The sequence below is a fragment of the Kangiella koreensis DSM 16069 genome, from assembly GCF_000024085.1.
Taxonomy (GTDB): domain Bacteria; phylum Pseudomonadota; class Gammaproteobacteria; order Enterobacterales; family Kangiellaceae; genus Kangiella; species Kangiella koreensis.
This window is the reverse complement of sequence record NC_013166.1, coordinates 1,552,358-1,572,692: the sequence shown is the minus strand read 5'-3', so window position 1 is coordinate 1,572,692 and position 20,335 is coordinate 1,552,358. Positions and strand designations below refer to the sequence as shown.

Below are 20,335 nucleotides of genomic sequence, written 5' to 3'. Positions count from 1 at the left end.
AAAAGGTAGGTGGTATTATGCTGGATAAAGCACTTGAACAATCATTAAACCATGCTTTTCACGATGCTCGTGAAAAACGTCATGAATTTATTACCATCGAACACCTTATGCTAGCTTTGCTTGATAATAAGGATGCCTTGGAAGTCCTGCGTGCTTGCGGTGCAGATGTTGGGATTCTTAAATCTGATCTTGAGAAGTTTATCAATCAAACCACACCTCAATTCTCTGACGAGGATGATGAGTTTGAAATTTCACCTACTATTGGTTTTCAGCGTGTTTTGCAACGTGCAGTATTTCATGTTCAGTCATCGGGGCGTGAGGCTGTCAGTGGTGCTAATGTACTGGTAGCCATGTTTAGCGAGCCAGAGTCGCAAGCGGTATTCTTGCTGTCTAAACAAGATATTTCTCGCCTAGATGTGGTGAACTTTATTTCACATGGTATTGGCTCAGAAGAAGATGATGATTTCCCTGAGCTTGAACATGAAGAGGGTGAGCAAGAGCCACAAGAACCGCGTCCACTCGATCAATATGCGGTTAATCTCAATAAATTAGCCGAACAGGGCAAAATTGATCCTTTGATTGGTCGCGCTAATGAAATTGAACGTGTAGTCCAGGTATTATGCCGCCGACGCAAAAACAACCCATTACTGGTTGGCGAAGCAGGTGTTGGCAAAACTGCTATTGCAGAAGGCTTGGCCAAACGCATCGTTGATGGTGATGTCCCTGAAGTTATTAAAGATGCCGTAGTTTATGCGTTAGATTTAGGCGTGTTGTTAGCCGGTACCAAATACCGCGGCGATTTTGAGAAGCGCTTAAAAGCCGTTCTTGCACAACTCAAAAAAGAAACACACGCGATACTATTCATTGATGAAATTCACACCATAATTGGTGCTGGAGCTGCCTCAGGTGGCACCATGGATGCCTCAAACTTGATCAAACCTGTTTTAGCAAATGGTGAGCTACGCTGTATGGGCTCAACAACTTTCCAGGAATATAGAGGTATTTTTGAGAAGGATCACGCCTTAGCACGCCGTTTCCAGAAAATTGATATAAACGAGCCAACAGTACAAGACACGATTGGTATTTTAGAAGGCTTGAAAGATCGTTATGAAAAACATCATGGGGTAACTTATTCGAAGCAGGCGATTCAAGCTGCTGCAGAGCTGTCTGCTAAATATATTAATGACCGTCAACTGCCGGATAAAGCGATTGATGTGATTGATGAAGCGGGTGCTCGCCAAAGAATTTTGCCGGAAGATCAACGTAAAAGAACCATTACACCCCATGAAATCGAGCAGGTCATTGCCAAGATTGCTCGCATTCCTGAGAAAACAGTTTCCTCAACGGATAAAAAGCTACTACAAAACCTTGAGCGTAATCTCAAGATGGTTGTGTTCGGACAAGACAAGGCTATTGAAACGCTTTCCGAGTCGATTAAGTTATCACGCGCAGGTTTAGGTCAGGAGAATAAGCCTGTGGGTTCATTCCTGTTTGCAGGTCCAACTGGTGTTGGTAAAACGGAAGTCACTAAGCAGCTAGCCCGTTTAATGGGGGTTGAGCTTATCCGTATTGATATGTCTGAATATATGGAGCGCCATACGGTGTCACGCCTGATTGGTGCACCTCCTGGCTATGTGGGCTACGACCAAGGTGGTTTGTTGACCGAAGCGGTCAATAAGAATCCGCATGCAGTTGTTTTGCTGGATGAAATTGAAAAAGCCCACCCAGATGTGTTTAACCTGTTATTGCAGGTGATGGATCACGGCACATTAACCGATAACAATGGCCGTAAGGCAGATTTCCGAAACATCGTTCTGGTAATGACCAGTAATGCCGGTGCGCAGGAAATTATTAAAGGTACTATCGGCTTTAAAGAGCAGGATCGATCTCGCAACAATGAAGAAGCCATTAACCGCACCTTCTCACCCGAGTTTAGAAACCGTCTGGATGCGATTGTCTGGTTTAATTCATTACCACAGAAAGTCATTATGTCGATTGTTGATAAATTCTTAACTGAAGTTCAAGGTCAGCTTGATGATAAGCAAGTGAACTTGCATGTGGATGATAGTGCGCGAGAGTGGTTCGCCAAACACGGTTATGACGAGAACATGGGAGCACGCCCAATGGTTCGTCTGATTAGTGATAAAGTTCGACGTCCACTAGCGAACGAGATTTTATTTGGCAAGTTAATGCAAGGCGGAGATGTCTATGTCGGCATGAAGGATGATGAGCTGGATATTCGAATAGAGCCACATATGGAGAAACTCCCGCAGGGAACTTCCTGACATATATATAAAAACAAAAAAAGGCGCTTTGAGCGCCTTTTTTCATCTAATGCTTCCAATTAACGGGCACGGAAAGTAATGCGACCCTTGGATAAGTCATAAGGGCTGATTTCAACAGTAACAGTGTCACCGGTTAAGATACGAATATAGTTTTTACGCATCTTACCTGAAATGTGTGCAGTAACAATATGACCATTCTCGAGCTCTACTCGAAACATAGTGTTCGGCAAGGTTTCTAACACTTTACCTTCTAATTCAATTACGTCTTCTTTCGCCATGTTAAGCCCGTTTCTCCTCTTTGACTTTTCAACAAAATGTTCAAAAAATGCGCGCGTATAATGCACTATTTAGACAATAATCGCAAAGATTTTGTGTCATTAAAGGTTAATTAGGCTTAATTTTGCAAAGTTGAGCGATAAGTAAGTCAGCAATAGAGTGGGATTGTTAATAGCTGGGTAAGCTGATGTCAGAGCTTGGGATGGTTTCTGAGAGCAGTTTCCAGCGATTATTATGCAAAACCTCGGCTGGTTTGTATGAACTTTTGTAGCTCATTTTATGGCAGTCTTGAATGTAATAACCTAAATAAGCATAAGGTAGATTGAGCTTACGAGCTAATGCGATGGTTTTGATAATCAGGAAGACGCCTAGGCTTTTATAGCGTTCGTCAGTATCAAAAAAAGAATAGACTGCCGATAAACCATCATCCAGTAAATCCAGACACATGATGGCAACTGTTTGTTCACCGTCCTTAACTCTAATCTGCGCGGACTTGCACCAGTCAGAAAAGAGGAAATCTGCATACTGATCAAATGAAGGTGGATACATGTCCCCATCTCTATGTCGTTCGGTGACATAGTGTTCATAAAGCTCGTAATCTTCATGGTTGGGTTTGGCAGGCTCAAAATGGACACTTAAATCTTGGTTGGCCTTTAAAATGCGTCTTTGGCTGCGACTTGGCTTAAATTGCTCGGTTAGAACGCGAAAGGGCTGACAGGCAGAGCAATGAGGACACTTTGGCCGATAGACATGATTACCGCTGCGACGAAACCCAAGGCGGCTTAGCTCCGAGTACAGGGCGTTATTCATCGGGAGCGAAGGGTCAGCAAATAACGAAACAGCTGTTTGGTTGTCTATATAGCCACAGGCGTGCTCTGGCCCTGCATAGAGCTTAATATGTTGAGTGCTTTTTTCTTTGTTACTCATAACAAGAGCCTCGCATATTGAGAGGGCCTGTTGACCATTCAGTCTTTCCACTCCCTTAGAATCTTACTTTGCCATAAGTTTGGGGGCTGTTGCCAGTTAATTTCTTGCTTTAACAGCCATAAAAACTCCTCCCGAGCCATATCCCGCGCTCCCATTCGATACAAGTGCGGATTACCCACCTGGGCATCAATCATCGAAAAACCGGCCTGTTTTAGGGTGTGTGCTAAATAGACTAAGGCAATCTTGGAAGTGTTGGGGCGACGGCTGAACATGGACTCACCAAAGAAAAATCGCCCGATACTGACACCGTACATGCCACCAACTAGAAGCTCCTCACCGTCTATGTTTTCCCAGACTTCGATAGAGTGCGCTAATCCTTGCTGGTGGAGTTTGATATAGGCTTGCTGCATTTCAGGCAAAATCCAGGTTTCGGGCTGATCGGCTCTCGGTGCGGCGCACTGTTGCATAACCTGGCCAAAGGCTCGATTAATGGTTATTGTGTAGCGAGCTTTATTGAGCTCTCGTCTAAGTGAGCGAGATACGTGGATCTCATCAAGCATAAATACGCAGCGAGGGTCCGGTGACCACCACAAAATTGGTTCATCCTCACAGAACCATGGGAAAATCCCATGTCGATAGGCTTCAATCAGTCTTGGAACTGATAAATCACCCCCAACTGCCAACAAGCCATTAGGTTCATCTTGAGCTAATCGAGCATCAGGAAAGAGAGGTGCTTCATCAAGTAGGAAAATGCTATTAGGCATAGTTTGTTCAATTATTTGTAACTGTCACGAAAGTAACAATTTTAAGAAGTGTTGGCGAGTTATTTGTGAGTAACCTTACGTCAATTAAGTGATAGGATTATTCATAGCTAATTTATATAAGTCTTATACAATAAGCGGATTGCAGCAGCGGCTACAGCACTATATCCTTCCGCTTAATTAAGAACAGCCGGATTATCACATGATTAACCCAAAACATCACCGCATCGTTTTTTCATTTTTCATGTCATTGCTGATGTCATGCATTATGTCATTTATCATCAGCGTTTTTAACGTTGGTTTTGTGAGTAACATTGTCATGATATGGCTGAAAGCTTGGGCCTTCGCCTTCGTTGTTGCCTTCCCTGCGATTTTCCTGGTATCACCCTTAGTTCATAAACTGGTAAGTTTGGTGCTTAAAGAGTCGGAATGACCCTTGCTTGGTAAAGGGGAAGTTCATGAATTGTCCCGACCAATAAAATAAAAGCCCTCAGGTTCATCCTTAAACACTGATGGCTTTAGCCCTGTGACGAAAAGTGGAAGTGTCAAAAGGGGCGAGAAAACTGGCTGCAAAACTACTCAAAGCTGACCATGGCCTAAATAACTCACAACCCGTTTTCTCAAGCTTGATATTAGCCCTGTAGTGCGTCATATTGTGTCGTACTTTCTGAATAATAAAAAAGGAAACTCATGGCGGTAAAAGAAGTTAGCCAAATTGAACGACAACTTGCCATTCTCAGGCGTATTCCCACCGAGCCACAAAAAGTCACCGTTAACGACCTGATTGAATATCTAGAAGCGAGTCATAACCTTGGCAATTTAAGCAAGCGTAGTATCCAGCGCGATATGGCCATGCTTGAGCGTGTATTTGGTGTGCATGTCAAAACGATGGGGCGTGAAAATTATTACTATTTTCCCCAAGGTTCACACATATCACTGAAGAAAATGGGGCCTGACTTGGCTTTGGGCTTTTTATTGATGGAAAAATACACTCATAGTTTATTACCTGAAGCCAGCCTCGACGCACTTGCTCCTTATTTCAAAGAAGCAAAGCTGGCACTGAAGAGTGAAAAATACAAATATGCTGACTGGGAAAAGCGGGTCGCCATTTACCCAAAAGTCTATCCACTTGAGCCAGCGACATTCAATGCTAATCATCTGTTGGATATTTATAAGGCATTATTGCTCAATAAACAGTTCAAGATGAACTACACTAAAAAAGGCGGTGAAACTAAAGACTACATTGTCAGCGCACAAGGTGTCGTACAACAGGAGCAGGTCAGTTACCTGATCGCTACCTATGAAGGGCAAAAGGCAGAGGGCTTAATTCAATTTGCGATACACCGTATAAACGAAATAGAGATTCTCGACAGCCTGCCCAAGCGAATTGCTGGGTTCGATATCCGGCAGTATCTGGAGCAGGGTGGGCTTGATATAAGTTTATATGATGAGCAAAGCCTTGAGCTTATTTTTAGTCATCACACCGCACAACACCTGAATGAAACTCCATTATCAAAAGATCAACAATTGACTCAGCTTAAAGACGGGAGAGTACGCGTTACCGCAACGATCAATATTACTCAATCAGTAAAGTGGTGGTTACTGGGCTTTGGCGATCAGGTTGAAGTCATCAGGCCAAAAGCTTTCCGTGATGCTATGAAAAAGACGGTGCACGGCATGATGGAACTGTATAGCCCAAAGTCTTAATCGAATATAAGGTTTATAATGAATATCTGGTATCTACATGGGTTTCGAAGTTCCGCCAAAAGCCCCAAAGTCAATGCTATGCAAAAGGCCTTCCCAAACTGTAATGTTCAGGGCATCAGTTATACACCGCACTCACCGGTGGTAGCTGAAGAAATACTCATTAATGAATATGAAAAACTGATTGGTAAAGATGATGATTTAATCGTCGTTGGAACCTCGCTGGGTGGCTTTTGGGCAAGATGGCTGGCTTCCGAACTTCCCATCAAATCATTAATGATTAATCCATCGTTGCACCCCGATAGAACACTGGAAACTGGTGAGTTCAAAGTCTATGGCGAGTTTGATGAAATTATCAAAGTGACCACAAAAGATCTGCAAGATTTTAATCACTATAAAGTTACCAGCGAACCTTATGGGCAATGCGAAGTAGTTTTAGCCATGGATGACGAAGTGCTCGATTCCGAAAAGACCGCTAAAGAGCTGGAAGGCATTTACCCGATACATAGATTCCAAACTGGCTCACATCGCTTCACCGAGTTTGAGCGGGTGTTTCCGATTATTGAACAGATGATCGGTAAGTAATCTATGAATTTTTGTATTATCATGACTTCCAGTACAATGCCCACATACTTTTAAAAGCTTAAATCTTATGACTACTTTTTACATCATCGCAGGACTTATAACCTTGGCTCTTGCCAGTTATGCAACGTTTCTTCTTTATAAGCTTAACAAGCAGAAGGAAGCTATTGAGCAATCAGAGGCAGCTCAAGTTGAAAAGCATGATGCTCAGATTAAATCAATTATTGAAAGTATCATCTCTATTGCTAAAGCTATGCAGCATGAGCAGTGCCCAACAATTGAAGGCTGCATTCGGCTGAAAGTTCTTATTGATCAGCTGCGATTAGATGAGCAGCTAAGAGACAACTTTACAGTCTTCTATACCATTTATGATAAAACTGCGCATATTCCAACGCACGAAGGCTGGAAGGATCTAAAAACTAAAGAAAAGATGATGCATACAAAACTGATGATGGAGATTGAGTCTGAATATGAATCAGAAATAAAACAGTCCGTTGATAAGGCTGTTTTACATTTTCAGAGTTCGGAGCAGAGTATTTCTTAGTCAAGGAAATGGCGCACCTGAGAGGATTCGAACCTCTGACCTTTGCCTCCGGAGGGCAACGCTCTATCCAGCTGAGCTACAGGTGCATAATTTATATGCTTAAATGTTTCTCTAAACTTCTCATGCACTGAGATTACTTTAGAGCTTCGCTCTAATCCAGCTGTACCCTATCTTCTTTCGAAGAAGGGGCAGTCCCAGCTACAGGTGCATAATTTATATACTTAAATGTTTCTTTAAACTTCTCATGCACTGAGATTACTTTAGAGCTTCGCTCTAATCCAGCTGTACCCTATCTTCTTTCGAAGAAGGGGCAGTCCCAGCTACAGGTCCATAATTTATATACTCAAATGTTTCTTTAAACTTCTCATGCACTGAGATTACTTTAGAGCTTCGCTCTAATCCAGTTGTACCCTATCTTCTTTCGAAGAAGGGGTAGTCCCAGCTACAGGTGCTAAAGCGGGCGTATTTTCACAATTATTCATGAGTTTATCAAGCTAAAACGGGCAGGGTGATTCGACTGTGATGTTTTTGCAGGATTTTGGATGAGTAATGGTCAGGCTTGCTGCGTGGAGTAGTAGTCGTTTCGCTTTAGTTTCTGAGCCGTTTTTGTGGTACAGGTGGCAGCCAAGAATGGGGTGGCCTAGTTCGAAACAGTGCAAACGTAGCTGATGGCTACGGCCGGTTATGGGTTTAAGTTTTAAGCGAGTCGTTTGTTTCTCCAAATCGCGCTCGAGCACTTCCCATTCGGTTACAGCTTTTTTGCCTTCTTCAAAGTCTATCTTTTGTTTAGGTCGATTCGGCCAGTCGGCAATCATCGGCAGGTCGATAACACCACTGTCCTTTTCAACAATGGCGTCTACAACAGCGATGTAGTATTTGTCGGTTTGACGCAATTCAAACTGCTTGCTGATTTCGCGATGAGCAAACTTGGTTTGAGCCAATATCATAACGCCAGATGTTGCCATATCTAAACGGTGCACGATTGAAGCTGTTTTTGATTTCGGGTGGTTTTGCAAACGGGTAACCACGCAGTCCTTATTCTCTTCGTGACGTCCGGGGATACTCAATAAGCCGGCTGGTTTATTGACGAATAAGAAATGCTTGTCAGGATGTAGAATGCGAACCGGCTCAGGGCAGAAAGGGACAATATGATAATCAGCCATTAGTTGCCAGCCTTTGCTTTGCCGCGCTTACCCGGTTTAGTAGCAATCATCACAGCCCGCTTTGGAGCGGGGTAGCCTTCAATGGTCAGATCTTTGTTCTGTGGATCTAGGTAGTCTTCAAGTGACTGAAAGGTCATCCAATCGGTTGCGCGTTGTTCATCAAGCCCAGTCTTAGCGACATTGGCGATTTTGATATCCTGAAAATCAAGCTTTGCCAGCCAGTTTTTCAGCATGCCGGTGGTTGGTATAAACCAGACATTATTCATCTGTGCGTAACGGTTTTTGGGAATCAGGCACTGATCAGGTTCACCGTCAATGACAAGGGTTTCAAGCACCAGTTCGCCACCTGGACGCAGCAGGTTTTTCATGTGCAATATGTGGTCAATGGGTGAACGGCGATGATAAAGAACTCCCATGGAAAAAATGGTGTCGAAACCTTGATTCGATAAGTTTTCTGGTAGGTACTCAAGACCAACCGGCAAGTAGTGAACCGGATAGTCGGCCAAATAGGTTTGCATCACTGCAAACTGCATTAAGAATAATTGCGATGGGTCAATGCCGAGCACCAGCTTTGGATTTTGTGCGGCCATACGCCAACAGTGGTAACCGTTGCCGCAACCCACATCTAAAACAATACGATCTTCGAGTGAGCTAATTTGGTCTTTAAGTCGATCCCATTTCCAATCCGAGCGCCACTCAGTATCGATATGTTGCCCGAACAAGTGAAAAGGGCCTTTACGCCATGGATGAAACTTCATTAACAACTGCTTGAGCTCTTGCTGCTCAGCTTCTGATAATTGAGAAGCACTACCAATTTCTACTTTGCTGGCCAGCTCAATATGATCAGGCGTGATGTCAGGCAGTTGCTTAAGCAATTTGATCCAGTCGCTTAGATTTCCATGGGTATAGTCGGCCATGCGGTCATTGACGGCCTGCTTGAATTGATCAAGCCACGGATAAAGTCGAGTATCGGCAATGGCTTTATAAGAGTTAGTGAAATTAATCATTTTTGAAATAGTGCTATTTTATTTAACGGCGATAAAAGAAGCGAAATTATACTGCTGGAACCAACTGTCGTATTCGCTAAAGCCCGCATTGGCAAAGCGCTTGTAATGTTTTTCTCGAGTATCTGGCAGTAGCACATTTTCTAGCGCTGCACGTTTTTGCGCTATTTCCATATCGCTGTAGCCGTTCTGCTTTTTGAAGTCATGATGCAGATCGATAATGTGTTCATCGAGAGCTTTATGTTGAAGTGTTATCTTCTCTGATAACACCAGACAGCCACCAGGAAGGAGGGCATCATAGATACGGTCAACCAGTTCCTGCCTATGACCGCGAGGTAGAAACTGCAGCGTGAAGTTCAGAATAACCATGCTGGCTGATGACATTTCAAGCTCATTGATATCGGCTTCCATGACTTCAATCGGCATGGCAAAGTTATAGCTCGACTGAATCATCTGGCAACGTTCAATCATGGCCGGTGAGTTATCAATGGCAATAATCTTGCAATCAGAGCGATCGACAGTTTGCCGAATCGCCAAAGAGGCAGCACCAAGCGAGCAGCCCAAATCGTAAATGGTGCTATTCGGCTGAACAAAGCGTTGGGCTATTTCAGCAATACCTTGAATGATTGTGGTATAGCCTGGCACTGATCGTTTAATCATGTCCGGAAAGACTTCGACCACCTTTTGGTCAAATTCGAATTTCTTGATATCCTGCGGCTCTGCGAAAATGGTGTCTTTGCGCTCTGTCATAATGGTTTAAACAAGCCGATAAAGGCTTTTAACAACTTTGGTCGCAATTCTACTATAATAGACGGCACTTACCCATACTTAAACCATGGTTTTTAATGAATACGGTGGATCCACGGTGAACTCAGAGATTATACAGAACTTACGCTCAGACATTGATGAACTGGATAGGGAGTTGATGGTGCTGGTGGAAAAGCGGGCACAACTGGTTCTAAGGCTCAGTGAAGAGAAAAAACAACTGGGTATGACTGATTATGACCCAACAAGAGAGCAGGCCATTATTGAGAGTTTATATCAGGAGTTTAAACCGACATTTAGTCAGTCTGAAATCGAAGTTATTTTCAAACCGATCTTTAAAGCGAGTTTGCGCATTCAGATGGACAAAAAAAAGCCCGCCTAAAGTAGGCGGGCAAAAGTTGCGTCTCAAAATGAGAAGGAGGTATTTTGAGATGCGGGATTTAGCACTAAGGGGTAGTTAATACTAATTCCACACCCCCACTTTAACAAAGCCGCCAGTTCTGGCAATTTTCCAAATGTAACAAAGCATTTCTGCATAGATTATCTTTACAAAGCCAATAAGTTTATGGGCTGGCACTGAGGTTGGATTTTTTATATGCTGTCCACTTTGTTAATTTTGATTTCATTATTTTTTGGCTTAATTGATACGTTCGTAAGGGGACCAATGAAAAAGTTATTGATTTCTATGAGTTTGCTTCTTGCCTCTACAGGCTTGATGGCAAATACAGGCATGACTTTGGAAGATATTTCGAAGTTACAGTCTGTTACTTCTTTAGATGTTTCACCGAATGGTGACTACATTGCATTTACACAATCTAAACCACGCACGCCGTATGTCGATGAAGATGGCACTGCCTGGAATCAATTGTTTGTAATGAAGAAAGGTGGCGAAGCCCGTCCTTTCATTACCGGCAAGGTTAGCATCGGTGGTGTACAGTGGGCACATGATAGCTCAGCAATCTATTACACCTCCAAGCGCGGTGAAGACAAGCATAATTCGCTTTACAAAATCCCAGTTGATGGTGGTGAGTCTCAGCAAGTTTTAAGCTTTGAAACCGATATCGGTGGATACACTATCAGTCATGATGGTTCTAAGCTGGTTTTTCTTGCCAAAGAGAAGGATCCGAAGCATTTAGAGAAGCTTGATAAAAAAGGTTTTAAAGCCAAGGTTTATGAAGAAGATATTAAAATGACTCATGCGTGGCTTTATGAATTAGCTTCGCAGGAAGATTCTCAAAAACCAGAAAAACTGGATATTAAAGACCACGTCCTCTCAGTCGCTTTCTCTCCAGTAAATGATCAGTTAATGATTCAAACGTCACCAACATCTTTGATTGATGACATCTATATGAAGAAGTCTTTAAAGGTTGTTGATCTGGATGGCGATATTGTTGCCAGCTTTAAAACTGAAGGCAAGCAGGGCAAAGCAGTGTGGTCAACTGATGGCCAGCAGATTGCTTTCCTGGGCGCAAATGATTACAACGATCCAACCAATGGCGCTTTATATATTGCTAACGTTGATGATGAGACGGTTTATAAGCGTGTTGCTAATTTGAGCAGCCATGTGATGGATATTGCATGGCAGGGTGACGATGTCATTTACATCGAGCATCAGGGTGTAGAAAGCCGCATCGTTAGAGCTGCTATCAAGCGCAAAATTGCTGACCGTCCAGTGGTTGATTATGGTAACGGCATTCAGCGTCGTTTGAGCGTATCTAACAATGGTGACATCTATGCCATGACTGATACAGCTTCGCATCCTCGTGAAGTCTATGCCTTTAATGCAGAAGGCTTTGAGCGCCTGACCAACAGTAACTCTTGGTTAGCGGATAAAGCGCTTGGTAAGCAGGTCGCTTATGAATATGAAGCGCGCGATGGGCTAAAAATTCAAGGCGTTCTGGTATATCCATTGAACTATAAAAAAGGCAAGCGTTACCCGATGATTGCTTTTGTTCATGGTGGCCCAGAAGCGCACGATTCTAATGGTTGGAATACCAATTATGGTGACCCTGCACAATATGCTTCTGCGCAAGGCTATTTCTCACTTTTCCCTAACTACCGAGGCAGTACCGGTCGTGGTGATGAATTCGCTCGTTTGGATCAGCATGCATACGCTGACCCTGAGTTTACTGATATTCTTGACGGTAAGCTGGCACTAGTAAAAGATGGCATGGTTGATACCGATAAAGCAGGTATTACTGGTGGATCTTATGGCGGTTATGCAACGGCCTGGTCTTCAACTGCATTGTCAGAGCACTATGCGGCAGGCGTTATGTTTGTAGGCATTTCAAACCAGCTTTCCAAGTTTGGTACGACTGATATTCCTAACGAAATGCAGGCAGTTCATGCTCGTGCGTGGCCTTGGGATGATTATCAGTGGATGCTGGAAACCAGCCCGATTTATCATGCACCAAAAGGTAAAACGCCTTTGTTGATTATGCACGGTGAAGCCGATACTCGCGTACATCCATCGCAATCAATGGAGATGTACCGTTACCTGAAAACATTAGGTAATGCGCCTGTTCGTTTGGTTCTCTATCCTGGTGAAGGTCATGGTAATCGCAAAGCGGCTGCACAGCTGGATTACTCTATGCGTTTAATGCGTTGGATGGATCATTACCTGAAAGGTAAGGGCGGTAATCCTCCTCCTTATGATCTTCAACATGAAGAGAAACTTGAAAATGGTTCTGATAGTTCTGACAGTTAATATCAGAATTTCGAAATTGAACTAAGAAGAAGCCCGCAGTTTGCGGGCTTTTTTGTGTCTTTATCTCAGTATTCAAAGTTAAGCATCAGCTGCGTCGGGATAAATATATTGATAGATATTTAATTCTAATGTTCATTTTTTGAACGAGCAAAAAACGAACCAAAAAACTCGCCCTAAAAGTTAGTCGCTTCGCGCTACCCTCAACATTAAAAATCACTTAACGTGCCGCAAAACGAAACATCCATGTTTCGAATTTGCTAAATTGGGCTGTCCTGCCCAATTTACACTATGATTTTGAACATTGAGGCTAACTTTTAATGGGGTATTTGGTGCTAGCCGATGCTTAGTGCTCAATATTAAATATCATTGAAACTAATTTAATCTTCTTTTTTTATCTATTTGAAGGCTAATGCTCAAAAATTCCATGTTGCAAAAAGCGTTCTATGTGTTGCTGTACTTTTTTGTTGTTCATGATGAAGGTGTGGCCGTGGTCGACGGTGATGAAGTCTTTCATTTCAGGCAGTCGGGCGCTTTCAACGGAGACTTTGCCATCGTGTGGTCCCGCGAAGGCATGATTAAACCAGGGATCAGAGGATTTGGTGCCGATCATGATTCCAACATCGGTTGGTATTGGCTTCAGCTGCTCAAGTAGCGGATTGTTATGAATATACAGTTGCTGCCCGGGTTTGCCGGTAGCGAGTTTATACCACAGCTTATCTCGGTAGAGTTCTGCCACCTCGCTGCCTTGGTTGGGGGGCGCGATCATGACGATACGACCTAACTTATCAATGGCATGATGACTTAAGTAATAGCGCAGCATGATGCCGCCAAGGGAGTGGGTGACAAAGTGAATCGCTTCAAAGTCATCGCTATTGGCGGACTGTAGAAGCTTGCCAATGTGTTCTTCGGCAATAACCTCAATCGGCTTTGTCCGCGAGTCATAGGACTCATTGAGTACCTTATATCCTTGCTGCTTAAAGTGCTTCTCTAAAGACCACATGGAAAAGCGGGTGCGGCCCATGCCGTGAAGTAAGATAACTAACTGCTTCATTATTATCAGTTTTATGGAGTGAATGACTCCAGTGTAGCTGGTTTCTTGTCTGACCAGAAGTTTTTGACCGAAGATTCTTCATATTGTCTTTGCTTAAAGCATAGCCTTACGAATAATTCCTTGTTATTAAATCTTTATATCTGTAAATATTCGTCATTTCTGATAATATTCTTAATATCATTCAGTTGAGAGTCGTCATAATGGTAACATATTCACACGAAATAGAACTGGATTCTGTGGATCAGAAGATTCTGCAGATTTTGCAAAAAGATGGTCGATTGACCAATGCTGAACTTGCTAAGCAGGTTCACCTGTCGCCTCCGGCGGTTCATGCCCGAGTAAAGCGATTGGAGCAAAAGGGTGTTATTGCCCGTTACGTTGCTTTGGTTGATAGACAGAAAATTGGTTACGACAATTTATGTTTTGTTGAATTTAGTTTGCAGTTACATCGTTTTGAACAGATTCAGAATATTTTAGATAGGGTGACGTCCTGGCCAGAAGTTTTAGAGTGCCACAATGTCACTGGCGAATATGATTATGTGCTTAAAGTCGCAGTGAAAAACACTCAGTCTTTGGAGCACTTTATATCAAAGAAGATGATTCCACTGGAAGGAGTCGCCAAAGTTCATACCACGCTGGTATTGAAGGAGGTGAAGGCCACGACGGCTATCAATATTCTTGATGATTAATTTTGGCGAGAATCAAGAGCGAGAGTCGTATGAGTTCAGGTAAGTTCAGCAATATCGAAACCAAAGCGATCCATTCCGGTCGCATCGGCGATCCCAGTTTTGGATCACTATCAACCCCTATCCACCAAACATCAACCTTTGTCTTTGATAACGTCGAGCAGGGCGCAAGCCGCTTCGCGGGAGAAGAGCAGGGTTATATTTACAGCCGATTAGGTAATCCAACAGTACGTGAACTAGAGCAAAAAATGGCGGCTTTGGAAAACACCGAAGAAGCAGCAGCTTTTGGTTCGGGAATGGGTGCGGTTTCAGCAACTTTATTGGCGAACTTAAAAACTGGTGATCACCTGGTCGCATCTGCTGCTTTGTACGGTTGTACTTTTGCTCTAATCAATCATAAGTTTAAAGATTTAGGCATCGAAGCAACCTTTGTTGATATTACAAAGCCTATTGAAGTCGAAGCTGCCATCAAAGAAAACACCAAGCTGATTTATTTTGAAACACCGATTAACCCCAATCTGGTTTGTGCTGATATGCAGGCCATTTCTGATATCGCAAAAAGACACGACATGTTAACTATTCTTGATAATACTTTTATGTCGCCAGTGCTACAGCAGCCGAGCGATTTTGGTATGGACTTGATCATTCACAGTGCGACCAAGTACTTAAATGGTCATGGTGACGTCGTAGCCGGTATTACTTGCGGCAGTGCCGAGCAGATTGAAAATATCAAAATGACCACGCTGAAAGATATGGGCGCGGTGATGAGTCCAAATGATGCCTGGCTAATTATTCGTGGTCTTAAAACACTTTCAGTTCGAGTTGAACGTCATTGTGATAATGCAGAGAAAGTAGCTGAATTTTTAGAAGCTAATGATCAGATTGAGCAAGTGTATTACCCAGGTCTTAAAAGTCATCCGGCGCACCATTTAATTGGTAAGCAGATGAAGCGTGCTGGTGGTGTGATTGCCTTTGAAGTGAAAGGTGGATTCGATGATGCCGTTCGCTTCATGAACAGCCTTAAAATGTGTCGTATAGCAGTGAGCTTAGGTGACGCTGAAACTTTGATTCAGCATCCAGCATCAATGACGCATTCGCCTTATACACCAGAAGAGCGAGCAGCTGCAGGAATCAGTGAAACGCTAATTCGTATCTCGGTTGGGCTTGAGCATGTGGATGACATTATTGGCGATCTTGAGCAGGCGCTAAAAGCGAAACAGATTAAAGCGGCTTAGTTTACTATTGCTTGATAAAAGAAGGGCGACTGTTTAGTCGCCCTTTGTTGTATTTATTTCTTCTTCAACTTCTTAACACCAATCATATCCATAATAAACTTTTCCCAGAAAGGCTCGGAAGTTCCTCGGCGTACTTTGTGTAAGAAGTATTTCTCAAATACTACCTTGGCGTAATGTACCCATTTACCACTACCAGACCAATTCAGGTTGCGCGGCGGTATTTGTGGTTTAGCGATAAATGCTACACCACCATCACCAAAGTCTGCCAGGCACATGGCATTTAAGCTTGGTTCGGTACTCGGCTCTTTGTCTTCAATCAGTGCTTTAATGTTGTGAACGGTTGCGGTAACCATGGATTCAATCATATAGCCAGTTTTTGGCACGCCAACGGGAACTGGAGTTTTACCGATAGGTGGAATAGCAACGCAAACACCAACCGCAAAGACATTTTTGAAGGTTGGGTTACGTTGATACTTATCGGTCAGGATAAAACCTTTCGGATTGGTTAAACCCTCAATACCAAACACGGCATCAATGCCACGGAAGGAGGGTAGCAACATTGAGTGTTTGAATTTTAACGGATCATGCTTGATAGTTTGCCCGTCACGTAAGTGTTCGGTGACGTGAATTTCATCTTCAGTGACTTCATCAACATTGGCATTGGTTATCCAGTTAATATTGGCATCACGTAATTTTGACTCTAAAAGACTTTTGGTATCGCCAACGCCATCTAATCCTAGATGTCCAATATAGGGTTCAGAAGTCACAAAAGTGATCGGTACCTGATCGCGGATTTTACGTTTACGCAAGTCAGTATCGAGAATCAGTGCGTATTCATACGCAGGGCCAAAACAGGATGCACCTTGCACCGCACCAACCACTATCGGACCTGGGTTTTCAACAAACTTGTCCCAATGTTCGCGCGTGCTGTCTGCATGGTCGGTCTTACAGATTGAATGAGTGAAATGCTCAGGACCTAGGCCTTTAACGGCATCAAACGCCAGTGCAGGACCTGTGGCGATGACCAGGTAGTCATAATCAAGCGTGTCGCCGTTATCCAATTCAACCTGATTATTTTCAGGGTTTACTTTTTTGGCGGCACTATGGATAAAGTTTATCTTTCCCTTTGCGAAAACTTCAGCGAGATCAACTCGGATTTGTTCTTTCTTACGCCAGTTAACTGCGACCCAGGGATTGGATGGGGTAAATTCAAAATAAGGAAGATCACTGACCACGGTTATTTCCGCAACATCCTTGAGTTCATCCCTTAACTCGTAAGCCATTGGGATACCGCCAATACCTGCTCCTAATACGATAATCTTTTTCATTGCTGACTCCTTTTCAGATCCCCGTCAAAGCGTGTTAGACGAGATATCAATTAATATTAGAGTAGTCTAATCTAGGAGTTGAATAGATGACGTAGATCAAATAATGAGCAGTTAATCAATTGAAACCGATGTGGTAATGGCAGGCGGGCACAAAAAAGCCCGGCGAACCGGGCTTGATTGAATCTAATAGTGAAGACTAGATTATTTCGCTTTGAAGCTGGTCTCTGAAACGACACCCTCGTCAGTAATATCAAGTGTACCTTTGATAGTACCGTCTACTTCTTTAAGCTTATCAAACATAGCTTTCTGGTCTTGAGCCATTTCTGAGTTAGCATCCATGTCGTTCATCACCGAAGAGATAAGTTCCATGTATTTGCCAAAGTTCATGCTCATGCTGAATAAGCCGTTGCTTGAAAGATCGTCGTTTGACTTAATGCTTGGAAGTTGAGATAGAGCATCAGCACCAACCAACATAACTAAGTCATGGCCGCGAAGTGCAATACTTGCTGGCATACCCATTTGATCTTGCAACGATACTGCATCACCACCGTCTTTAAGTTCCATTTGTGCAAATTGCGGCGCAAATGAGCTTAAAGTCATCAATAAGTCTTGTGGTTTTTGTGCACTTACAGTAACAATCATTTGCATACTGTCAGCTACAGCCATTGGGTTAGATGAAGCTTGCTCTAAACCTGCCATGTCCATTTCAACGATACCGAAGCCGATACCTTTGATACCTGCAACCATGCCAGTCATCATGCCTAACATCATTGGGTTTTGTTGTTTCAAACCAGCTTGCATTTCAGCTAGTGGAGGACACTCATAAGGAGTTTCCGTCAAACGCTGCCAAACATCAGTAATCACAGGAACCATTTGGTCCATGTCAAAACCCATACCGAAGCTCATGACGTAGTCATCATTGTTCAAGTTTTCTGACAAGTGACCACGCAAGCCTTGTAAGCTCTTAAGCAAATCAGCGTTAGCGCCTTCAAGCATAAACTTGAAGTTAGCTTCGTTAGCACTGAATTCAGTGTAACCACCTGACATAGTAGGCCAGTTAGCTGTAAGTGCCGTAAACTCAGAAGCACAAGCAGGAGTTTGCATGTCTGCTAGAGCGCCTTGCATGCCGTTAGCAACTAGAAGGTCATTGACCATTACACCAAAGCTATTCGTTTGAGGGTTGGTTAAGCCTTTCATGATTGCCAAGTTGTCAATGAAGAACAAAGAATGACCTAGATAGTCGTTATTAGCCATCATATCAGTCAAGCGACCAGTGTCAGCGATGCTTTTTTCTGGCTTGCTTAAGGCTACTTTGATGTCTTTATCATCGGTTAGTGGCGTATTCACAGTCATAACCGCCTGGTTATCGTGTGAGCTGATCACTAATGAATAAGGAACCGAAGAGTCGTTTGAGAACGCATATTCACGGAACTCAACGCCATCCATGTTCTTAATGTCTGCTGCGATGTTTTGCTCAGTCTCGATTTGCTCGATTAACTTGGCAAAAGTATCTGAACCGTCTAACTCAATACGCATTACTGGTAAAGCGCCAACAGTATAGAATGCTGCATTTGGAGCTTCTGTAATACCTAGAGTTTTAACGGTTGTTTTGTCTGCGAAAGACTTCATGTATTTCGCATAAAGACCTAATGCGATGCGTGCTGCATCTGGAGAGTCTGGACCCAGCTCAAAAGCGTCGTCTTGCATATCCATAAAAGTTGATGGGTCAAGACCTAGCTTGTGGCTCATGGCCATAGCTTCTTCGAAGCTGATTGGCGTTACACTTCCTGTAAATAGAACGGTGTCAGCTGGCACGTAGGCAAGAACAGAATTATCCTTGGCCGCTACGGTAGCAACGCCACCTTTGTAAAAGTAGATTCCCGCTGCAACTGCAATAGCAATTACGATAACAATTAATAATTTTTTCATGTGTTTCCTTCTCTTTGTTGTAGTACCGTGGCAAATTATAAGGGATACAACTATTAAGACCAATGGCTTTTATGTATCTTTGACTTACAATCAGTAAAAGAATGTTTCAAAAGGAGCGAATATGTCCGATTCCACCCAAAACCAGAGTGATATCCTGATATTAGCGGAAAAGCTTATTCAGGCGCTGGATACCGATAATGAGCTGTCTGAGAAAGAAGAGGCTGCCTTGACCCGACTAGAGTTTGTGGTTGAGTCAAAACTGTTTTTACAGGATAGCCGCGAGGCCCCAGACGAATTTTTCCTTGAGCGTTTCCAGGATCGATTGGTTGAATTTGAGCAAGAGCACCCGTCATTAGCGGGTTTGGTCCGTCGTATTTCGAACAGTTTAAGCAATATGGGCGTCTAACTCCCTTCTCTTTATGAGATAAGGCTAATGTGGTTAGCCTTATCTCCCTTATTTTCCTCAATAATTTTTCAAATCATTTCTATAGCCTGTTTCTGTAATACTTTGTTACCCAAAGTGCCGGATCTACACAAACAAAGACTAAACCTTTTTACGGATAAAGCGCATCTTAAAAGGGCAGTCATACATAAGGCTGCTAATAACGGAGGAAATTCTATGAACAATACAATAAAAACGTTAGCCATTGCGGTCATGATGGCGACAGGTGCGGGTGTAGCGAATGCAAAAAGCCAGACATGTGATGTGGATATGGCTTATGACGTTAATCTAGATGGTAATGAGATTGTTTTTACCAAAGATAAGCAACAGTCTGTGGTCATTAAAGACAGCAATTCACTGTCGTTGGATGGTAAGACACAAAGCTTGTCAGCAAAGCAGACTCAATTGTTGCACGAATATGCACAGCAAATTCGTGAGTTACTACCTGCGGCAAGTGACATTGCAGAAGATGCTTCTTTATTGGCTTTGGACGCAGTCCGCGATGTAACCAGTGTTTTATTGGAGCACAACCCAGCAAAAGCCGATGAGATAATCGCTCGAGTGGATACCATTGCAGCTGAGCTGAAACAGCACATCAGTGACTCACATTTGCGTCCAGAAGCGATTGGTGAATATCTTGAAGGAGCTGAGTTCGAAAAAGAATTTGAAGCTTTGATGGAAGAAAGCGTCACTGAGTTTGTCGAAGTCAATATTCCTTCCATGATCGCTGCCGCTATGAGCGGTAACGAAGAGAAGGTTAAAGCTTTCGAAGAGCGTATGGAAAAGTTTGGTCAGGAAATGGAAACCAAATATGAAGCCAAAGCGAAGCTTATTGAAGAAAAAGCGGATGCCTTGTGCGACCTGGTTAAACAAATCGAAGCTAAGGAAGACTCTTTTGTTCAAGCGTTTGAGTCATACAAACCTTATCAACTAATTCAATAACTAG

The 20,335-nt window shown here is 43.1% G+C and carries 20 protein-coding genes and 1 tRNA gene; 11 read left to right on the top strand and 10 right to left on the bottom strand.

The genetic code is table 11. From position 1 onward, the window contains the following. The first annotated feature begins 17 nt into the window (after positions 1-17). Complete coding sequence (clpA, locus tag KKOR_RS07320) at positions 18-2,285, top strand: ATP-dependent Clp protease ATP-binding subunit ClpA (RefSeq protein ID WP_012801390.1); 2,268 nt, start codon at positions 18-20, stop codon at positions 2,283-2,285. A 59-nt stretch (positions 2,286-2,344) separates the two neighbouring features. On the opposite strand, the gene infA is transcribed toward clpA, so the two are convergent. The 3 genes from infA to aat form a co-directional block, all read right to left on the bottom strand. After that, entirely contained in the window at positions 2,345-2,563 is a 219-nt protein-coding gene (gene infA / locus KKOR_RS07315) for a translation initiation factor IF-1 (RefSeq protein WP_012801389.1), read from the bottom strand. Positions 2,564-2,729: 166 nt separating this feature from the next. After that, complete coding sequence (locus tag KKOR_RS07310) at positions 2,730-3,488, bottom strand: arginyltransferase (protein ID WP_012801388.1); 759 nt, start codon at positions 3,486-3,488, stop codon at positions 2,730-2,732. A 38-nt stretch (positions 3,489-3,526) separates the two neighbouring features. Next, positions 3,527-4,252: a leucyl/phenylalanyl-tRNA--protein transferase gene (aat, locus tag KKOR_RS07305; RefSeq protein WP_012801387.1), complete on the bottom strand. Its 726-nt coding sequence runs from the start codon at positions 4,250-4,252 to the stop codon at positions 3,527-3,529. Positions 4,253-4,451: 199 nt separating this feature from the next. Between aat and KKOR_RS07300 the strand changes: the two genes are divergently transcribed. The 4 genes from KKOR_RS07300 to KKOR_RS07285 all read left to right on the top strand — a co-directional run bounded on the left by KKOR_RS07300 (position 4,452) and on the right by KKOR_RS07285 (position 7,079). Continuing rightward, positions 4,452-4,682 carry a DUF2798 domain-containing protein gene (locus KKOR_RS07300; RefSeq protein WP_012801386.1) on the top strand — a complete coding sequence of 77 codons (231 nt, stop codon included), beginning with the start codon at positions 4,452-4,454 and terminating at the stop codon, positions 4,680-4,682. 257 nt (positions 4,683-4,939) lie between these two features. Beyond that, positions 4,940-5,956: a helix-turn-helix transcriptional regulator gene (locus KKOR_RS07295; protein WP_012801385.1), complete on the top strand. Its 1,017-nt coding sequence runs from the start codon at positions 4,940-4,942 to the stop codon at positions 5,954-5,956. A gap of 18 nt (positions 5,957-5,974) precedes the next feature. Then, positions 5,975-6,538: a YqiA/YcfP family alpha/beta fold hydrolase gene (locus KKOR_RS07290; protein WP_012801384.1), complete on the top strand. Its 564-nt coding sequence runs from the start codon at positions 5,975-5,977 to the stop codon at positions 6,536-6,538. Positions 6,539-6,605: 67 nt separating this feature from the next. Next, a complete protein-coding gene (locus KKOR_RS07285; protein ID WP_012801383.1) occupies positions 6,606-7,079 on the top strand; it encodes a DUF2489 domain-containing protein in 474 nt (157 codons plus the stop codon). A 9-nt stretch (positions 7,080-7,088) separates the two neighbouring features. Here the strand turns inward: KKOR_RS07285 and KKOR_RS07280 are convergent. The 4 genes from KKOR_RS07280 to cmoA all read right to left on the bottom strand — a co-directional run bounded on the left by KKOR_RS07280 (position 7,089) and on the right by cmoA (position 9,996). Further along, positions 7,089-7,165, bottom strand: a tRNA-Arg gene (locus KKOR_RS07280). A gap of 408 nt (positions 7,166-7,573) precedes the next feature. After that, positions 7,574-8,242, bottom strand: coding sequence for a pseudouridine synthase (locus tag KKOR_RS07275; RefSeq protein WP_012801382.1), 669 nt, complete (start codon positions 8,240-8,242; stop codon positions 7,574-7,576). Further along, positions 8,242-9,249: a tRNA 5-methoxyuridine(34)/uridine 5-oxyacetic acid(34) synthase CmoB gene (gene cmoB, locus KKOR_RS07270; protein WP_012801381.1), complete on the bottom strand. Its 1,008-nt coding sequence runs from the start codon at positions 9,247-9,249 to the stop codon at positions 8,242-8,244. Before cmoB ends, KKOR_RS07275 begins: the two co-directional genes overlap by 1 nt. Positions 9,250-9,267: 18 nt before the next feature. Continuing rightward, positions 9,268-9,996 carry a carboxy-S-adenosyl-L-methionine synthase CmoA gene (gene cmoA, locus KKOR_RS07265; RefSeq protein WP_012801380.1) on the bottom strand — a complete coding sequence of 243 codons (729 nt, stop codon included), beginning with the start codon at positions 9,994-9,996 and terminating at the stop codon, positions 9,268-9,270. Between the two features lie 115 nt (positions 9,997-10,111). Here cmoA and KKOR_RS07260 point away from each other — a divergent pair, with 115 nt between their 5' ends. Together KKOR_RS07260 and KKOR_RS07255 are read left to right on the top strand one after the other, a co-directional pair. Then, positions 10,112-10,393 carry a chorismate mutase gene (locus KKOR_RS07260; protein ID WP_143715053.1) on the top strand — a complete coding sequence of 94 codons (282 nt, stop codon included), beginning with the start codon at positions 10,112-10,114 and terminating at the stop codon, positions 10,391-10,393. 282 nt (positions 10,394-10,675) lie between these two features. Beyond that, on the top strand, positions 10,676-12,718 hold the full coding sequence (locus KKOR_RS07255; protein WP_041296028.1) for a S9 family peptidase: 2,043 nt from the start codon (positions 10,676-10,678) through the stop codon (positions 12,716-12,718). A gap of 406 nt (positions 12,719-13,124) precedes the next feature. On the opposite strand, the gene KKOR_RS07250 is transcribed toward KKOR_RS07255, so the two are convergent. Continuing rightward, positions 13,125-13,769 (bottom strand): alpha/beta hydrolase, encoded by a 645-nt coding sequence (locus KKOR_RS07250; protein WP_012801377.1) that lies wholly within the window; start codon positions 13,767-13,769, stop codon positions 13,125-13,127. 200 nt (positions 13,770-13,969) lie between these two features. Here KKOR_RS07250 and KKOR_RS07245 point away from each other — a divergent pair, with 200 nt between their 5' ends. Next, positions 13,970-14,458 (top strand): Lrp/AsnC family transcriptional regulator, encoded by a 489-nt coding sequence (locus KKOR_RS07245; RefSeq protein WP_012801376.1) that lies wholly within the window; start codon positions 13,970-13,972, stop codon positions 14,456-14,458. Positions 14,459-14,487: 29 nt separating this feature from the next. Continuing rightward, positions 14,488-15,690, top strand: coding sequence for a methionine gamma-lyase (gene megL, locus KKOR_RS07240; RefSeq protein ID WP_012801375.1), 1,203 nt, complete (start codon positions 14,488-14,490; stop codon positions 15,688-15,690). A 53-nt stretch (positions 15,691-15,743) separates the two neighbouring features. Here the strand turns inward: megL and KKOR_RS07235 are convergent, their stop codons facing one another. Next, positions 15,744-17,018, bottom strand: coding sequence for an NAD(P)/FAD-dependent oxidoreductase (locus KKOR_RS07235; RefSeq protein ID WP_012801374.1), 1,275 nt, complete (start codon positions 17,016-17,018; stop codon positions 15,744-15,746). A 201-nt stretch (positions 17,019-17,219) separates the two neighbouring features. Continuing rightward, the gene (locus KKOR_RS07230) at positions 17,220-18,947 is read right to left on the bottom strand and encodes a hypothetical protein (protein ID WP_012801373.1); all 1,728 of its coding nucleotides are present in this window, start codon (positions 18,945-18,947) and stop codon (positions 17,220-17,222) included. A 121-nt stretch (positions 18,948-19,068) separates the two neighbouring features. On the opposite strand from KKOR_RS07230, the gene KKOR_RS07225 reads away from it, so the two are divergent. After that, entirely contained in the window at positions 19,069-19,353 is a 285-nt protein-coding gene (locus KKOR_RS07225) for a DUF4404 family protein (protein ID WP_012801372.1), read from the top strand. 213 nt (positions 19,354-19,566) lie between these two features. Then, the gene (locus KKOR_RS07220) at positions 19,567-20,331 is read left to right on the top strand and encodes a DUF2884 family protein (RefSeq protein ID WP_012801371.1); all 765 of its coding nucleotides are present in this window, start codon (positions 19,567-19,569) and stop codon (positions 20,329-20,331) included. Positions 20,332-20,335 lie beyond the last annotated feature (4 nt).

What these genes read in the sequence shown, in the direction of transcription:
- clpA (WP_012801390.1), top strand. Translation starts at nt 18, where the DNA reads ATGCTGGATAAAGCACTTGAACAATCATTAAACCATGCTTTTCACGAT.
- infA (WP_012801389.1), bottom strand. Translation starts at nt 2,563, where the DNA reads ATGGCGAAAGAAGACGTAATTGAATTAGAAGGTAAAGTGTTAGAAACC.
- KKOR_RS07310 (WP_012801388.1), bottom strand. Translation starts at nt 3,488, where the DNA reads ATGAGTAACAAAGAAAAAAGCACTCAACATATTAAGCTCTATGCAGGG.
- aat (WP_012801387.1), bottom strand. Translation starts at nt 4,252, where the DNA reads ATGCCTAATAGCATTTTCCTACTTGATGAAGCACCTCTCTTTCCTGAT.
- KKOR_RS07300 (WP_012801386.1), top strand. Translation starts at nt 4,452, where the DNA reads ATGATTAACCCAAAACATCACCGCATCGTTTTTTCATTTTTCATGTCA.
- KKOR_RS07295 (WP_012801385.1), top strand. Translation starts at nt 4,940, where the DNA reads ATGGCGGTAAAAGAAGTTAGCCAAATTGAACGACAACTTGCCATTCTC.
- KKOR_RS07290 (WP_012801384.1), top strand. Translation starts at nt 5,975, where the DNA reads ATGAATATCTGGTATCTACATGGGTTTCGAAGTTCCGCCAAAAGCCCC.
- KKOR_RS07285 (WP_012801383.1), top strand. Translation starts at nt 6,606, where the DNA reads ATGACTACTTTTTACATCATCGCAGGACTTATAACCTTGGCTCTTGCC.
- KKOR_RS07275 (WP_012801382.1), bottom strand. Translation starts at nt 8,242, where the DNA reads ATGGCTGATTATCATATTGTCCCTTTCTGCCCTGAGCCGGTTCGCATT.
- cmoB (WP_012801381.1), bottom strand. Translation starts at nt 9,249, where the DNA reads ATGATTAATTTCACTAACTCTTATAAAGCCATTGCCGATACTCGACTT.
- cmoA (WP_012801380.1), bottom strand. Translation starts at nt 9,996, where the DNA reads ATGACAGAGCGCAAAGACACCATTTTCGCAGAGCCGCAGGATATCAAG.
- KKOR_RS07255 (WP_041296028.1), top strand. Translation starts at nt 10,676, where the DNA reads ATGAAAAAGTTATTGATTTCTATGAGTTTGCTTCTTGCCTCTACAGGC.
- KKOR_RS07250 (WP_012801377.1), bottom strand. Translation starts at nt 13,769, where the DNA reads ATGAAGCAGTTAGTTATCTTACTTCACGGCATGGGCCGCACCCGCTTT.
- KKOR_RS07245 (WP_012801376.1), top strand. Translation starts at nt 13,970, where the DNA reads ATGGTAACATATTCACACGAAATAGAACTGGATTCTGTGGATCAGAAG.
- megL (WP_012801375.1), top strand. Translation starts at nt 14,488, where the DNA reads ATGAGTTCAGGTAAGTTCAGCAATATCGAAACCAAAGCGATCCATTCC.
- KKOR_RS07235 (WP_012801374.1), bottom strand. Translation starts at nt 17,018, where the DNA reads ATGAAAAAGATTATCGTATTAGGAGCAGGTATTGGCGGTATCCCAATG.
- KKOR_RS07230 (WP_012801373.1), bottom strand. Translation starts at nt 18,947, where the DNA reads ATGAAAAAATTATTAATTGTTATCGTAATTGCTATTGCAGTTGCAGCG.
- KKOR_RS07225 (WP_012801372.1), top strand. Translation starts at nt 19,069, where the DNA reads ATGTCCGATTCCACCCAAAACCAGAGTGATATCCTGATATTAGCGGAA.
- KKOR_RS07220 (WP_012801371.1), top strand. Translation starts at nt 19,567, where the DNA reads ATGAACAATACAATAAAAACGTTAGCCATTGCGGTCATGATGGCGACA.